Origin of the sequence: Halorussus sp. AFM4 (genome assembly GCF_051194995.1) — an archaeon.
GTDB lineage: Archaea > Halobacteriota > Halobacteria > Halobacteriales > Haladaptataceae > Halorussus.
The window spans coordinates 323,838-338,381 of sequence record NZ_JBNTJT010000001.1; the positions used below are offsets into that span (position 1 = coordinate 323,838).

At 71.3% G+C, this 14,544-nt stretch carries 14 protein-coding genes, 1 tRNA gene and 1 pseudogene; 6 read left to right on the top strand and 10 right to left on the bottom strand.

What is annotated here, in order from left to right; all coding sequences use genetic code 11:
* Positions 1-33: 33 nt before the first annotated feature.
* The 4 genes from ACQUQF_RS01610 to ACQUQF_RS01625 all read right to left on the bottom strand — a co-directional run bounded on the left by ACQUQF_RS01610 (position 34) and on the right by ACQUQF_RS01625 (position 3,326).
* Positions 34-750 (bottom strand): DUF7344 domain-containing protein, encoded by a 717-nt coding sequence (locus ACQUQF_RS01610; RefSeq protein WP_435175065.1) that lies wholly within the window; start codon positions 748-750, stop codon positions 34-36.
* Between the two features lie 958 nt (positions 751-1,708).
* Positions 1,709-2,374 carry a DUF7504 family protein gene (locus tag ACQUQF_RS01615; RefSeq protein ID WP_435175067.1) on the bottom strand — a complete coding sequence of 222 codons (666 nt, stop codon included), beginning with the start codon at positions 2,372-2,374 and terminating at the stop codon, positions 1,709-1,711.
* Complete coding sequence (locus tag ACQUQF_RS01620; RefSeq protein ID WP_435175069.1) at positions 2,374-2,586, bottom strand: hypothetical protein; 213 nt, start codon at positions 2,584-2,586, stop codon at positions 2,374-2,376. The genes ACQUQF_RS01615 and ACQUQF_RS01620 overlap by 1 nt, the downstream gene beginning before the upstream one ends.
* A gap of 245 nt (positions 2,587-2,831) precedes the next feature.
* The gene (locus ACQUQF_RS01625) at positions 2,832-3,326 is read right to left on the bottom strand and encodes a DUF309 domain-containing protein (RefSeq protein ID WP_435177583.1); all 495 of its coding nucleotides are present in this window, start codon (positions 3,324-3,326) and stop codon (positions 2,832-2,834) included.
* A 341-nt stretch (positions 3,327-3,667) separates the two neighbouring features.
* On the opposite strand from ACQUQF_RS01625, the gene ACQUQF_RS01630 reads away from it, so the two are divergent.
* Together ACQUQF_RS01630 and ACQUQF_RS01635 are read left to right on the top strand one after the other, a co-directional pair.
* A complete protein-coding gene (locus tag ACQUQF_RS01630; protein ID WP_435175071.1) occupies positions 3,668-4,447 on the top strand; it encodes a PHP domain-containing protein in 780 nt (259 codons plus the stop codon).
* A 139-nt stretch (positions 4,448-4,586) separates the two neighbouring features.
* Positions 4,587-4,865 carry a hypothetical protein gene (locus ACQUQF_RS01635; RefSeq protein WP_435175073.1) on the top strand — a complete coding sequence of 93 codons (279 nt, stop codon included), beginning with the start codon at positions 4,587-4,589 and terminating at the stop codon, positions 4,863-4,865.
* A gap of 129 nt (positions 4,866-4,994) precedes the next feature.
* On the opposite strand, the gene ACQUQF_RS01640 is transcribed toward ACQUQF_RS01635, so the two are convergent.
* Positions 4,995-5,141 carry a hypothetical protein gene (locus ACQUQF_RS01640; protein ID WP_435175075.1) on the bottom strand — a complete coding sequence of 49 codons (147 nt, stop codon included), beginning with the start codon at positions 5,139-5,141 and terminating at the stop codon, positions 4,995-4,997.
* A gap of 258 nt (positions 5,142-5,399) precedes the next feature.
* Positions 5,400-5,483 (bottom strand) — tRNA-Leu (locus tag ACQUQF_RS01645).
* Between the two features lie 244 nt (positions 5,484-5,727).
* On the opposite strand from ACQUQF_RS01645, the pseudogene ACQUQF_RS01650 reads away from it, so the two are divergent.
* The 4 genes and pseudogenes from ACQUQF_RS01650 to ACQUQF_RS01665 form a co-directional block, all read left to right on the top strand.
* Positions 5,728-7,086: pseudogene (locus tag ACQUQF_RS01650) on the top strand (MBL fold metallo-hydrolase); the annotation flags it as partial.
* Positions 7,087-7,467: 381 nt separating this feature from the next.
* Entirely contained in the window at positions 7,468-8,259 is a 792-nt protein-coding gene (locus ACQUQF_RS01655; protein WP_435175077.1) for an inositol monophosphatase family protein, read from the top strand.
* Between the two features lie 196 nt (positions 8,260-8,455).
* The gene (locus ACQUQF_RS01660; protein WP_435175079.1) at positions 8,456-8,920 is read left to right on the top strand and encodes an Lrp/AsnC family transcriptional regulator; all 465 of its coding nucleotides are present in this window, start codon (positions 8,456-8,458) and stop codon (positions 8,918-8,920) included.
* Positions 8,921-9,026: 106 nt separating this feature from the next.
* On the top strand, positions 9,027-10,154 hold the full coding sequence (locus ACQUQF_RS01665; RefSeq protein WP_435175081.1) for a DUF63 family protein: 1,128 nt from the start codon (positions 9,027-9,029) through the stop codon (positions 10,152-10,154).
* Positions 10,155-10,258: 104 nt separating this feature from the next.
* Here the strand turns inward: ACQUQF_RS01665 and ACQUQF_RS01670 are convergent, their stop codons facing one another.
* The 4 genes from ACQUQF_RS01670 to ACQUQF_RS01685 form a co-directional block, all read right to left on the bottom strand.
* The gene (locus ACQUQF_RS01670; RefSeq protein WP_435175082.1) at positions 10,259-10,432 is read right to left on the bottom strand and encodes a zf-TFIIB domain-containing protein; all 174 of its coding nucleotides are present in this window, start codon (positions 10,430-10,432) and stop codon (positions 10,259-10,261) included.
* Positions 10,433-10,563: 131 nt separating this feature from the next.
* Positions 10,564-11,628, bottom strand: coding sequence for a DUF2332 domain-containing protein (locus ACQUQF_RS01675; protein ID WP_435175084.1), 1,065 nt, complete (start codon positions 11,626-11,628; stop codon positions 10,564-10,566).
* A 67-nt stretch (positions 11,629-11,695) separates the two neighbouring features.
* Positions 11,696-12,640 (bottom strand): hypothetical protein, encoded by a 945-nt coding sequence (locus ACQUQF_RS01680; RefSeq protein ID WP_435175086.1) that lies wholly within the window; start codon positions 12,638-12,640, stop codon positions 11,696-11,698.
* Positions 12,641-12,755: 115 nt separating this feature from the next.
* On the bottom strand, positions 12,756-14,507 hold the full coding sequence (locus ACQUQF_RS01685) for a YcaO-like family protein (RefSeq protein WP_435175088.1): 1,752 nt from the start codon (positions 14,505-14,507) through the stop codon (positions 12,756-12,758).
* Positions 14,508-14,544: the final 37 nt, after the last annotated feature.

Sequence of the window (14,544 nt, forward strand, 5' to 3'; positions counted from 1 at the left end):
AACGGAAACGCTCGGCCTTGAGGGTTTCGGGTCTCAGCCGTCGGCCGGTTCGGCCAGCTCGCGGACGGGCGACTCGAACGCCCGGCCGGCGTCGGTCAGCGCCACGTAGTCGGCCTCCTGGTCGTAGTCGACCAGCCCCGCGTCGGCGAGCTTCGGGACGTGAGTGTGGTACAGCGAGAGGTAGACCTCCAGCACGTCGTCGGGGTCGATCTCCTGGAGGGGCCGGTCGCGCTCGGCGACAGCCACCTCGTCGGCGAGGTCGGGCAGCGACAGGTCGTCGTGGGCCACCAGCGTCAGGTAGGCGGTCCGGCGCCGGTAGTCGGCGAACAGGTCGCAGAGCGCGTCGAGCGAGACGTCGGGGTCGGCCGCCTCGAACGACGCGACGGCCGAGGCCGCCGCCGCGAACCGGGAGTCCGGCCGGTACCGGACCAGGCCGCGGTCGGCGTCGTAGTCGACGAGTCCCGCGTCGTCGAGCTTCGGCAGCAGGGTGTGGTGGAGGCGAGCGCGCAGGCGGCACTCCGGGTCCGGCGCGGCGTCGGCAGCACCGCCGTCCTCGTCCGTCTCGGCAAGTCGAGCGGCGAGGTCCGTCACGACGACCGCCTCGCCGTCACGCTCGTCGAGCTGCCCGACCAGAGCGCGACACGTCCGGTCAGACAGCGCCTCGAAGGCGGCGTCGAGCGGGGCGTCTCGCTCGGGGCGGTGGCGGCGGGCGTCGGCCGTCCGTTCCCGGCGGGAATCGGTTGTCGTCATGTCCTGACCTCCTGTGCTGAGAGCGCGTAGTCCGAGACCACTCTGTCTCGACAGTCGCTAGGCGAGCTATATAAGTTGTCGATTCGTTTTGATTACGTGTTGGATATGAGAGGCAAATTATCGAGGCGCCGGCGGGAAGCGCAAGAAAGGCCGGGGTTCGGTCCGGCGGTTCGGCGTCGGCGACGGCCGACCCGTCATCCACCGGACAGGTTCCGTCAAGTTCGGTAGTCGTACCACTCTCTTCGTCCAATCGGCGGTCGGCTGCGCGCCCGGCGACAAGTCGGCTGTCGTGCGCCCGAAGGGCGGGGTAGAACACGGCAGCCCGAAAAGCGGAGTAGAACACGGCAAGACTCTTACCGCAGGAGACCGTACGTGCTCTTAGAACGAGCGACGCCCGATGAGGCCAGTCCGGCTGAGGGCGTCGGCGGGAGGATTGCGAGTCTTGCCTTCTCGCAGTATCCTTCTGCTCTTTTGCCTTTCCGGACGCTTCGCGAAACTCCGTTAGTCCCGAGCGTGTCCGATTCGGTTCACCTGGTGATCCGACGCACACCTGTTTCCCGGGGCAGCGTCGAGGGCCGCGTATCGGGCGACAGTGGTTCTCCCCCGACCGAGACAGTCGTGAGTCAGCATCGGCCTTCAGGTCCCGCTGTTCGAACGGCGGAACGGTACACGGACAACGGTACGAGCAGGTCGGACGCCATCTCGGAGGCCGCACTCGAACGCGGCCTCTCGAACACGGTCTCTCGAACACGGCCTCTCGAACACGGTCTCTCGAACACGGCCTCTCGAACATGGCCTCTCGAACATGGCCTCTCGAACTCTCGTCTATCGGGAGTACAGCGGACACGCCGAATCGGAGATCGCTGCCGGCGGACGCTCCGCACCGCGATCCCCTCAGTCGAAGAATCGGACTCCGAACTGACGGTGTCGGCTAGGCGGTGAGCCGGCCGCGGCCGGTTCAGGAGGTCGGTCCCCGTCCCGCGTTCCGAAGCTCGAACTGCAACTGCCCGTCGGTGTCCGCAGAGACCCACAGCAGTCGGTCGACGACCGCCGTCAGCTCGGCGAGGGTCCGGTCGTCGTGGGCCGTGAAATCGACGCCGAAGATCCCGAGGCCGTCGCCGACGCGGACCCCCGTCGTCCGTTCGAGCAGCCGACACACCCGCTCCGTGGTCGCCCCGTCGATCATCGGCGTGAGCGACCGGACGACGAAGTGCCGGGTCCCCGTGGACGGGACGACGGTCCCGCTGAGGTCGGAGAGGCCGATCGCGACCCGTTCGAGATCGTCGGCCGTCGGCATGTACACGGTGGGAACGTCCTCGTACGGTGCAGTGAGATACTGCTCCTTCGAACTGGTATCGACCACCGCGAGCGAGGGCTCCCCGCTGGCGGTCCTCGTGTCGGTAGCGCCCGCGACGACCGCGTCTCGACTCTCGGTCGTCGTCACGACTATCGCGGTATCGTCCGGACTCCTGGCGTGTGACAGGAGACGGAGGCCGAGCGCGTACTCGGTCGGATCGACGGTCCCCGCGATCAGCACCGTGGTCGGTGCCGAGATCGCGTCCGCAACCTCGCCGAGTCGGTCCTCGTGGTCGGCGGTCCGACGGCGACGAGCGTCCACAGACATCAACTGCCTCCCTTCGGCCGCTGTATTCCCAGCACCTCTGCGAGCACGGTCACCGTATCGTCGGGGTAGTAGCGGGCCTCACAGCCGGGGCAGTCAGCGACGGTGAGGTACTGGTGGCCCTCGACCGGATGCAAGAGCGTGTGGGCCGGCAGAGTTCGTTCGCGGAGGTCCGTGCCGCAGTCCGCACAGGGGAGGTCTGTTTCGGTGGTCATGGTTGTGGATGGCTTCCCAGCCCCGTCGGTCGGTGGCCCCGCGGCTGGCCGCCGAGCGAGCGGCGGGAATCATCCGGCACGGCGCGTCTCAGAGCAGTGCCATCGGATGATGCCCCCGCGCCGGCGGCAACCCGATGAGCGAGCGAAGAAGTGACGGGACGGAGTCCCTCGTACCCTCTGACATCGGGGAGGGCATCCTATATAAGTTACGACCGGGGAGGGAGCGTCCCCCGGAACGGACGACCTCACTCGAGCCCGTCGGCGTACTCGAAGTCGGCCTCAGTCGCTACGGGGTGGTCCCCGTCGAGCTCTATCTCCCACCCGTGGAGGGCGGTCGGGTCGTCGAGCGCGCTCGCGAGCGTCGTCCGGACGTCGACCAGGTTCACACCGTAGTAGTCGTCCGGGACGCCCCGAAGGTACTGGAGCGCCGTGTCGAACAGGCTCCGCATCCCGCCGTCGTCCTCGAAGTCGAAGTGCTTGTACGCGCCCGCCGCGACCTGCACCATCCCGTGGAGGAACGCGCTCTCCGTCGTCCCGCTCCCGTAGTTGTACCACTCCGCCTCGAAGCAGTCGTGGGACTCGTGGAACTCGCCCGAGTTGTACAGCGCGACGCCGTGCATCACGGCCCGGCGGAGCGTTCCGTGCTCCCACCCGTTGGATTCGGCCCGGTCGTCTCGCCACCCGGTCGGGTTGCCCGTGGTCGGCGGGCTCACCGTGTGGTCCCGCGTGTGGTCGTTCATCGGTTCGGGATTGCCGGTCCGGATGGCCGGACGGACGGGCACAGTTCGTTCGCACTCGGCCGACCGTCGCCGAAGCGGTCGTGCGGTTCGGGGACCGCCCCGGCGCCGAACAGCCGGACGCCGCGGACGGTCGGGCACCGGATCGCGTCGGGCTTCCGGCGGCCCGCCGCCGGAAGCCGCCCGGTCGGACTCCCCGCGCGGGGCGGGCCGACCGGCTCGTCGCGGGCGTGTTCGTCCATGCCCGACACGACGGGACCCAGCCGTGTAACGTCGTCGGACCGGACCGCGAGCGCCGGCGGCCTGCCCAAACAGATACGCTGCGCGAACCCGAACGTCGAGCCGTGACCGTCGGCCACGACTACCACGTCCACTCGAACTACTCGGACGGCACCCGACTGCCGCTGATGCTCGACGCCGCCGCCGACGCGGGCCTGGCGGCGGTCGGGTTCGCCGACCACTGCAACGTCGCGGACCGCGAGCGGCTCCGGCGGCTCAAGCGCGAACAGGGGCTCAACCTCGACCGGACCTACCCGCTCCGCCGCGAGGCCATCGCGTCGCTGCGCGGGCAGTACGACCTCCGGATCTTCGACGCAGTGGAGCTCGACTACGACCCCCGCGACGAGGCGGCCATCGCGGCGTTCCTGGACGAGGCCGACTTCGACTACGCCGTCGGGAGCGTCCACCGCGTCGACGGGACGAACGTCCAGCGGAGCGCGCCCTTCGCCGACCGGTCGGAGCGCGAGCGCCGGGCGTTCGTCGACGACTACTACGAGCGGCTGGTCGCGCTCGTCGAGTCGGAGCTGTTCGAGATCGCGGCCCACGTCGACCTCCCGGAGCGCACGCCCGAGCTCCGGGGGTACGCGACCGCCGACCACCGCGCGATGGTCGCCGACGCCTTCCGGCGGTCCTCGACCGTGCCGGAGCTCAACGCCGGGCGCAGGCTCCGGGAGTACGGCGAGTACCACCCCGCGCCCGACTTCCGGGCGGCGCTGCGGGAGCGCGGCGTCGAGTTCGTCACCGGGTCGGACGCCCACGCCCCCGACGAGATCCGCGAGCGCACCCGGGCGTTCGAGTCGCACTTCGCGGAGCGTGAGGCCGAGCCGATCCGGCTGTTCGACTGACTGGAGATTCCACCGGCCGTGACGCGACCGCTGACGGTATCCGGCTGCCCATCCGCAGTGAAATCCGAGCGGGCGGAGGGACGCGACCCCGCCCGTGCTAGTCGTTAACACTATATAGCCGAGAACCCTTCCTCGGTGTGTGCCGACCGTGGACGCCGAGCGACCGACGCCCGACTGGATGCACAGCGCCGACACCGCGATCCTCGAGTACTTCCAGCGCAGCCAGCCGGAGTACATTCCGCTCGTAGCGAACCGCCTCGGGATGCACCTCGACTACGTGGACGGCCGGTGTCAGCGCCTCGTCGACTGCGGACTGCTCGAGCAGGTCACCGGCGAGGCCGTCTACCGGCTGACCGACCGGGGCGAGGCGTACCTCGCGGGCGAACTGACGCTCGGCGACGTCCCGGACGGCGGGTAGCCGGCGGGGTCTACCACCCGAAGGGCTCGTTCTCTCCGCCGAGGGTCTCGCGGTCGCTCGTGGTGGCGGTAGCCAGGGGTACACCGAGAACTCCCGGCAGGGTACCCCGTTTCGTCGCTACCGTCCTCGCTACGTCTCGCGAGCTGCGACGTCGAGCAGCTGCAACGCCTGCTTCATGTGGAAGTCCTTCTCGGACAGGTCCTCGGTCGCCAGCGCGCGTTCGAGGTGTTCGACGGCCCCATTCCGCGCCTCCGCCCGCTTGGTGCGCGTCCCCATGGGGTCGCACTCCCATGCGAACTACTTAGTTCTTCTCCACCCGTTCCACCCGAACCAGGCGAAGCGTCAGACGCCGGCGCCGGACGCGAGTCGCAGGAACGGACGGCGCCGTGCGGGTCGGGACCGGGACGGCGCCGCGGCTCGGCGGGAAGGGTGACGTCGGAAGTGTTGCGAGGGCAAGACGCTCCGAAGCGGTCTTGCGTGCATCTCGGCGCGGCGGTGCCGCGCACGTTCAACGTGGCAGAGCCACGTTCGCGATGCGAGGGAAGGGATTCGAACCCTTGGACCCCTACGGGAGCGGATCTTGAGTCCGCCGCCGTTTCCGGGCTTGGCTACCCTCGCACGCGATTCGCCTCTCGGGGTTCACCCGACAACGGGCCCTACAGCCGGGATTATATAAACCTCCTGCGGTGTCGGACCGCTCCCCTCCCGCGACGACCGCCGCTGCGCGTCGGGCGTAGGCGGTCCCTACGCGACGGTAGGCGCCGCGAACAGATCGCAGGGACCGCCTAGACGCGTGCTCCGTCCGAGAAACGCGCGCGTACGAGGCGTATAACGAAAAGCGAACGTGTTGACCAGCGTTCACATGGAAGTCACGTATCTCGAGTCGGCCGCCGTCCTGGTCGAGGACGAACACACCAGCATCCTCTGCGACCCGTGGCTCGTCGACGGGGCCTACTACGGGTCGTGGGCCCACTACCCCGAACCCGACTTCGAGCCGGAGGACTTCGACGACGTCGACTACATCTACATCTCCCACATCCACCCCGACCACTTCGACCCGACCACGCTGGAGCGGCTGGACTCGGACATCCCGGTGCTCGTCCACGACTACCGGTGGGACTACCTGAAGGACGCCGTCGAGGACCTCGGCTTCGAGGTGACGGAACTCCCCCACGGCGAGCGGACCCACCTCCAGGACGGCATGCACATCAACATCCTGGCTGCCGACGGCTGCGACCCGGAGCTGTGCGGCAACTTCTTCGGCTGCTCGTGGTACGACGAGAAGGCCGACGAGACCGGTTCGACACAGGTCGACTCGATGGCGGTCATCGACAACGGCGAGTTCACGCTGGTCAACACGAACGACTGCCCGTACCCCATCGCGGAGTCGAGCTGTCGCAAGATAAAGCACGAGTACGGCGACATCGACATGCTGTGTCACCAGTACAGCGCGGCCCAGTTCTACCCGCAGGCCGTGACCAACTACACCCACGAGGAGAAGCTCCGGGAGCGCGACCGCGTGATCCGGGAGAAGCACGAGCTCGCGCTCAACTTCCTCGACCTGTTCGAGCCCGACTACTACATGCCGTTCGCCGGCGAGTACGTGCTGGCCGGCGACCTCGCGGAGCTGAACGAGTACACCGCGAACCCGCCCCGCGAGCAGGCCAAGGCGTTCTTCGAGGCCAACGCGCCCGACGACGCCGAGTGCGTCTTCCTCAACTCCGGCGAGCACGTCGACCTCGCGACCGGTGAGCGGTCGGCGCCCTTCGAGCCGGTCGACCAGGAGGAGAAGCGCGAGTACATCGAGAACGTCCTCGCCGAGCGGGAGTTCGACTACGAGGCCGACCCGATGCCGACGCTGGGCGACCTCCGGGCGTACGTGCCGGCCGCCTACCGCAACCTGGAGGACAAGCGCGAGCAGATCGGCTACAGCACCGACACCGCGGTGCTGCTCCCGCTGGTCGGGGGCGTCACCCTCGAACTGTCGATGGACGGGAGCGGCTACCGCTTCCTCGCCGACGCCGACACCGACGACTACGACGCGTGGGTGAAGATGGAGGTCGACCCCCGGCTGCTGAAGCGGCTGTTCGAGGGGCCCCACAGCGCCTACTGGGCCGACGCCAAGATCGGCTCGCACGTCGGCATCAGCAAGGAGCCCGACGTCTACGAGCGGGGCCTCTACAACTGCCTCGGGTCGTTCCACGCCCACGGCCGCGAGGTGACCAAGGTCGACTCGACCCGGGTGGTGACCCCCGAGGAGTCGGCCGAGTCGGCCCCGACCGCCGGCGGGGACGCGACGACCGCCTGCGCGGACTGCGGGGAGTCTGTGTCGGTCGACGCCGAGCGACACGTCCGGCGCTCCGGGTCGGACGCCGGCGGCCGGACGGTCAGGGACGGCGGCGAGGTGGCGCTCTGCATCGACTGCGGCGTCGCGAAGCTCAACGCCGACCTGTCGCCCGACGCCGGCGCGGTCGGCCCCGGAGAGGGCGACGCGGCCGGGGAGTAACCGGTCCGGGTCGGCCGCGACCGGGGCGACGCCGCCGGCCCCGCGCACCGGTCGCGAACCGACACTGCTTTTCCCGCGACGGCCGACCACCGACACATGACCGACGCCGAGGACCGCCTCGCGGTGGCCGAGCGCGCCGCGAGCGCGGGGAGCCGAGTCGCGGCCGAGAGCTACGGACGCGGAATCGACGTCGAGACCAAGTCGGGGAAGACCGACGTGGTGACCGAGGCCGACCGCCGGACCCAGCGCCGGGTCATCGAGGTGATCCGCGAGGAGCATCCCGACGACGCCATCGTCGGCGAGGAGGAGGACGAACTCAAAACGGTTCCCGACGAGGGCGACGCCTGGGTCATCGACCCCATCGACGGGACCAACAACTACGTCCGGAACATCCCGATCTGGACCACCAGCGTCGCGGCGGTCCGGGACGGCGAACCCCTCGCGGCGGTCAACGACTGCCCGGCGCTCGACACGACGTTCGTCGCCGGCCCCGACGGCGCCCGGCGCGACGGCGAGCCGGTGTCGGTCAGCGACCGGTCCGACCCCGAGACGTTCGCGGTGGCGCCGACCATCTGGTGGGGGTTCGACCGGCGCGACGAGTACGCCGCCGTGCTGTCGGCGCTGGTCGAGCGGTTCGGCGACGTCCGGCGGTACGGGTCGGCCCAGGTCACGCTCGGGATGGTCGCGGCCGGGTCGCTGGAGGCCGCCGTGTCGACCGTCGACCCGAACCCCTGGGACACCGTGGCCGGGGTCCACATGGTCCGGCGGGCCGGCGGGACGGTGACCGACCTCGACGGCGACCGGTGGCGTCACGACTCCGAGGGCATCGTCGCCTCGAACGGCGAGGCCCACGACGAGCTGCTGGCCGCCCTCCGGGACGCCGCGTAAGCCGGGTCGCCCTCCCGCGAAGCCCGACTGCGGTCCCCGGGACGGAACGCGTTCCCCGGGGTCCGAACGCGCGCTCCCGTCCCGGAGTCGCGCTCCGTCCGGGGCCGGAACGTGTCGCTGGCTCAACCACAGAAAGCCTCGCCGCGGCCGAGGTGAATTCTAAGGTTATTTAGTCTGAAAGAATCTCATGGGAGGTATGGAACTCGATGATACCGACCGCGCGATCCTCGAAGCGCTGCAGGAGGACGCGAGAACGCCGTTCAGCGAGATCGCGCGCCGCATCGACATGTCGAGCGCGACCGTCCACGACCGCGTCAACCGGATGGAGGACGCGGGTGTCATCCAGGGGTACCACGCGAAGGTCGATCCCAAGGCGCTCGACTACGGCATCTCGGCGGTCGTCGGCCTCCAGGTCGAGCAGGGCCAGGAGCACGACACCCTCGAGGAGCTCGAGGAGGTCCCGGGCGTCCAGGAGGTCCACCTCACCACCGGGTCGTGGGACGTGCTGATGCGGGTCTTCGCCGAGGACGCCGACAGGCTCCGCGAGCTCATGTTCGAGAACATCGCCCAGATGGACGGGTTCGCCCGCTCGCAGACGATGGTCATCCTCGGGACGCCGTACGAGACCGAACAGCTCCCGGTCGACGCCGGCGACGACTGACGCCGGGCCCGAGCGAGACCACTCGCGGCCGACGCCGCGAACGGCTCGCGGCCCGCGTCCGCAGGAGACCGGAACCGTAAAACCACCCGCTTCCGGTGTGCAACACATGAGCACCGTAACCGAGGGGATGGACACCGAGCGCCTCTGGGGCGCGACGGTCCTCGCGCTGCTGGTCGCGCTGGTCGGCGGCGCCCTCGCCTTCCCGGAGCGCGTCTACTACGGGTTCGTCTGGCACTACTTCTGGGGCCCGGTCGTCGCCGACGCCAAGAGCGCCCAGTGTGCGGTCTACGCCGACGGCTCGGTCCGGTTCCTCTACGACGCCGCGGCGTGCCGGGCGGCGGCCGAGCCGGTCGCCTACCCCGGCTACACCCTGGTCTCGGAGGTGGGCTACGCGCTCACCATGCTGCTCGCGCTGATCGGCGTCGTGTTCCTGCTCCGGCGGCTCGACGTCGGGCGGGACCGGGGCCTGTTCTACGCGCTGTTCCCGTTCATGCTGTTCGGCGGGGCGCTGCGCGTGGTCGAGGACGCCTTCGACGGCATGGCGCCGGGCGAGGCCGCCGTCTCGTTCCCGTGGAACACCCTCATCATCAGCCCGGTCATCTACTTCACGATGTTCGGGCTCACGCTGGCGGCGCTGCTGGCCAGCGTCTGGCTCCGGAACGCCGACGCCACCGACAGCTACTACTACCCGCTCGCGGGCGTCGGCACCGCGCTGCTCGCGATCACGGTCGGCTACCTGACCGTGCTGGCGTTCACCACCGACGACGTCGCCTTCCACCCCCAGATCACGGTGGTCGTGCTGATCGGCGCGACGCTCGTCACGTGGCTCACGTGGGAGGCCGTCGAGCGCTACGCGCCCGAGGTCAACCGCGGCACCGAGCGGATGGGGCTGGTGGTCATCTGGGCCCACGCGGTCGACGGCGTGGCCAACGTCGTCGGCATCGACTGGGCGAGCGAACTGGGGCTGCCGGCCGACCTCGTCCCGAAGCACCCGGTCAACCGGGCGCTCATCGGCGTCGGCGAGCAGTTCCCCGACCCCGTCGTGGACCTCGTCGGCACCGCGTGGCCGTTCCTGGTGGTGAAGATTGTCGCCGCGGTGCTGGTCGTCTGGGTGTTCGACGAGCAGATCTTCGAGGAGAGCCCGCGCTACGCCATCCTGCTGCTGGTCGCCATCGTCGCGGTCGGACTCGGTCCCGGCACCCGGGACATGCTCCGGGCCACGTTCGGCATCTGAGGAGGGCTCGCGGTCCGTCGCCGCGCGACGCTCGCGTCGCCTCGGCTGTTTTCGCTGTCTGGTTCCGATTGCGCCACACCCCGGTCCCGTCGACCTCCGGCGGACTACGTCCCCAGTCGCTCCAGCGTCGTCTCGGGGAAGTACCGCCCGCCGCAGTTCGGACACTCCGCCACCTCCAGCGAGTCGGCCGCGCCGAGGCCGAGCGCCTCCCCTGTCACCTCCCGCCGGGTCAGCGACGCCCCGCAGGTCGCACAGCCGAGGTCGTACTCCGAGATCACCGACGGACACCCCTAACCGATACAATAAATCGTGACATACGTTACCACGTACGGTCGGCCGCGCTATAAAACCCTTGCTCACTCAACCGACACGGCTCCGGCGAACTCCTCGCCCTCCGCGACTCTGGCCGCTATCGGTCCCACGCGATCCACTCGCCGTGCTGCTGGTAGACCCCCAGGCGCTCGGTCCGGAGTCCGCCGTCGACCGTCGTCAGGGTGAGGTCGATGGCCTGGTCGTACTCGTCGGCCGCCGCGTCGCCCGACACCCAGTAGAGTTCGCGGTCGGCGCCCAGGTCCGCGACCAGCGCGTCGAACCGGTCGCGCTCGTCGTCGCCGAGCTGGTACCGGACCTGGGTGTCGAACAGGCAGACCGGCCGGTCGTCGGGGAGTTCGGCCACCACCTCGGGCAACAGTTCGAGCGCGTCGCCCTCGCGGAGGTCCGGCGGGTGTTCGCGGGCCGCCGCGAGCGACCGCCGGAGCGTCCGGTGGCGCTCGGCGTGCTCGGGCCAGACCAGCGCCCGGAGCCACCGGGCGTCGGCCTCGTCGGTCACGTCCAGCGGGTTCACGTCGACGCCGACCCGCGAGGCGACCGGCGGGAACGCCGCGGGCAGCGGCGGGTCGCCGGCCCGGACCGCCGACTCGATGCGGACAACCGATTCGGGGTCGCCGTACCGGCCCGCGGGATCGTAGTCGTACAGGTAGCGGTCCCACAGCAGGTTGAGGCCGGCGCTCGGCCCGACCTCCACCAGCGCCAGCGGCTCCCGCGAATCGCAGTCGGCTCGCCCGCGGCTCGCCCGGCGGGAGACCGTCTCGAACGCCGGGAGGAGCGCCGTGCACCGCCGGACGCTGTTGGTCTGGGTCCGGCGCGTGGCGAGCAGGTCCCGAATCTCGTCGGCGTTCGCCAGGCAGCACTCCCGGAACGCGGCCACCGGATCGCCGTCGTCCGGGTCGCGCGCGTCCGCGACGACAGTCGGGTAGTAGTCGGCCAGCGGCGCTTCGCGGCCCGCCAGCAGCAGCGAGTGGACCGCCGCGAACAGCAGGTGGGCCGGCGACCGGCCCTCGGGGGTCTCGGCGGCGAGCGCGAGCAGGTCGGGGTCGGCGGCGACGCCGCGGGCGAGTCGCTCGTACAGCGGGGAGGTCCCGACGCACCAGTCGGCGAACCACTCGAAGTGCGCGGGGAGGTCGTCGCGGTCCATGCCCGGCCTTCGAAGCAGCCGACCTTAGCGGTTTCTGCGGGCGGCGCTCGGCTCCCGCCCGCGCCGCTCACGCCCGGAGCGTCCGGTGGAACAGACGCTCGGCGCCCGCGGTCGCGACGCAGGAGACGAACGCGACGGTGCCGAGCTTCCCGCCCGCGCCGGCGAAGGCGGTCCCCACCGCGACGAAGACCAGCCCGCAGACCGCGCCGGCGAGCGCGATCCGGGCCTCGCCGGCGAGTCGGTCGAACGAGGACATCCCGACGAACGACGCGCAGAACGCGGCCGCGGCCAGCGTCCCGCCGACGAACGGGAGGGTCGCGGCCGCTAAGCCCGCTGCGAGCCCGACGAGCGCCGAGCCGACCACCGACCCCAGGTCGAGCCGGACGCTCAGGACGGCGGTCGCGACCGCGGCGGCGACCGTCACCGGGACGACGAGCGCCGCGCGGGTCCACGGCAGCGCGGTGCCGGCGGCGTAGTCGGCGCCGGTCAGCGCGGCCGCGGTCGCGCACCCGAACAGCGCCAGCGTGCCCAGCTTGCCGCCGACGCCGGCGAACGACCGGTCGGCGGCGACGAACGCCAGGCCCGCCACCAGCCCCGCCCCGGCGAGGTGGTCGACCGACGGGAACAGGGCGGGCGAGGCCATGCCGACGAACGACCCGCAGTAGGCCGGCACGTCGACGTCGGGGGCGAAGACGGCCGCGGCCAGGCCGACGACCGCGGAGGCGACCACCGGGCCGAGGCCGGCGCGGACGCTCAGCCCGTAGGTGAGGACCGCCGCGGCGGCGACCGCGAGCGCGTCGCGGGCGTCGGTCCGGTCGAAGACGTGTTCGTCGGTCGCGCCGAGCGCCCGGTTCCGCTCGGCGGCGACCGCGGCGCCGCCGGCGAGGATCAGTCCGGCCTCGACGCCGACGGCGGGGGTCGAGGCGCCGCCGGCGAACAGCGACTGGGCGAGCAGTGCGGCGGGGGTCAGCGACAACACGGCGTACCCGGCGATACGAGTCGGCTCGTACACGGTCCCCGGATAGCCGGACGACCCCTGTTGTGTATTGCGATTTCGTGGCGGAGAACCGGCAAGAAACGGGGGAGGCCGCCGGGCGCGAGTCCGCGAGGGACCCCTGCGGCCGGAACTACGGATACGGGTGGTGGTCCCGGTCGGGGCGGAACTCGAAGCCGAGTTCGGCCGGCACCTCGCGGGCGCGCTCGCCGAAGAACGCCTCGCCGGTGAACAGCGGCTGGGCCGCCGGGACCAGCGCCCGGACCGCCTCGAACCCCAGCTGCTCGACGTCGCGGGGCGTGAGCCGGGCGGCGTACGCCGACAGGCCGGCGTCGGCGAGCCGGTCGAGCACGGCGTCGAGCTCGGCCGCGCCCGCGGGCGGGTCGGCCGGGCCGACGCTGCCGACCGGCACCGCGGTCTCGGCGTCGACGAACTCGCGGGCGGACTCGGGGAAGTCGGCGTACCGGCCGATAGCACCGTCGGCCTCCGCGGCGTCGTCCTCCCCCATCGACCGCAGCTCCATCCAGTTCTGGATCGCCTCGGCCAGCGCCGACGTCGCGGCGGCCTCGGGGTCGAGGTCGGCGTCCGAGCCGACCGCGAACCGGGGCCACGCGCCCTCCCGGTGGACGGCGACCGCGACCACGGGGACGTCGACGTCCTGGGTGACCAGCAGGGCCGTCACGTCGAGGTCCTCCGCACGTGCGCGCGAGCGGAGCGCCGCGAACTGCTCGCTCTCGACCGACAGTGCCAGCGGCTCGAACGAGGAGTACCACGCCAGCATCGCGGCGTCGCGCTCGACTACCTCGTAGAGGCCCGACAGCAGGGCCTCGACGGTCGAACTGCCGAGGCCGAGACCGGTCGTGATGGAGGGCTTGTGCCGGACCTCGGGCGGCGGGAAGTGGACGAACTCGGCCGGCAGGCCGACGGGGTCGCCGGTCTGCAGGTCCTCGCCAGGGACCCACGCGACGGGGTCGTCCCCCGGGTCGGCCCAGTCGTCGGGGCGGACGAACGCCGACGGCGCGATCGCTCCGTCGACGTCGCTCGGTCGGCCGGTCTCGAACGCCGCGGTCCGGTAGACGCCGGCGGCGTACCGCTCCTGCGCCTCGCCGAGCGCCTTCATCAGCGCCTCGTTCCAGTCGACCGAGACGCCCGCGGCCTGTTCGGCCGCCTGCGCGTCGCTGAATCCCGTCGTGTCGGCCAGTTGCGCGAGGTAGTACGGCGTCGGGAACGACTCGGCCTCGCCGATCGAGGAGACGACGCCCACGCGCTCGTCGACCGCCTGTTCGGCCCGGGTGAGCGCGTCCTCCAGGTCGGCGTCGCGGTACTCGCGGTCGAGCGTCCGGTCGGCCCGGAGCTCCTGCTCCGCGTCGCGCCCGCAGCCCCCACACCCCGGTACCGGCAACAGGGTCCGCTCGGCGTGAGGCACCTCCACGACGCCGCCGAGGACCGTGGACTCGCCACCCGAGAGCAGCGTCGCCGCCTCGCGGCCCGCCAGCGCGCCGGCGAACCGGGCGTCGGTCGCGGAAGCGGCGGTGTCGGTCGACGTCGCGGCATCGTTCAGGTTCGCCGCGACCCGGGTCCGGAGGCAGGCCCAGCAGGCGGTCGCCGGCGCGAACCCGGAGACGGCGGCCGCGACGTCGGGGACCGCGCGCCCGCCGACGCCGCCGAGTTCGACCGCGAGCCACGGCGTCTCCCCCTCGCGGGCCGACCGGTTGGCGGCGGCGAACCTCTCGGCGCCCGCCTCGCCGACGACCACGGCGAAGTCGGCGGCCCCGACGCGCTCGGGGTCGCAGTCGACGGGTTCGGCCGGCGCGTCGGCGAGCGCGGCCCGCACGGCGTCGGTCGCCGGCCCCGCGCCGACGAGGCCGACTGTCGGTGTGCTCATACCGGGACGGTCGGAGTCGGCGGGCAAAAGCGCGGTG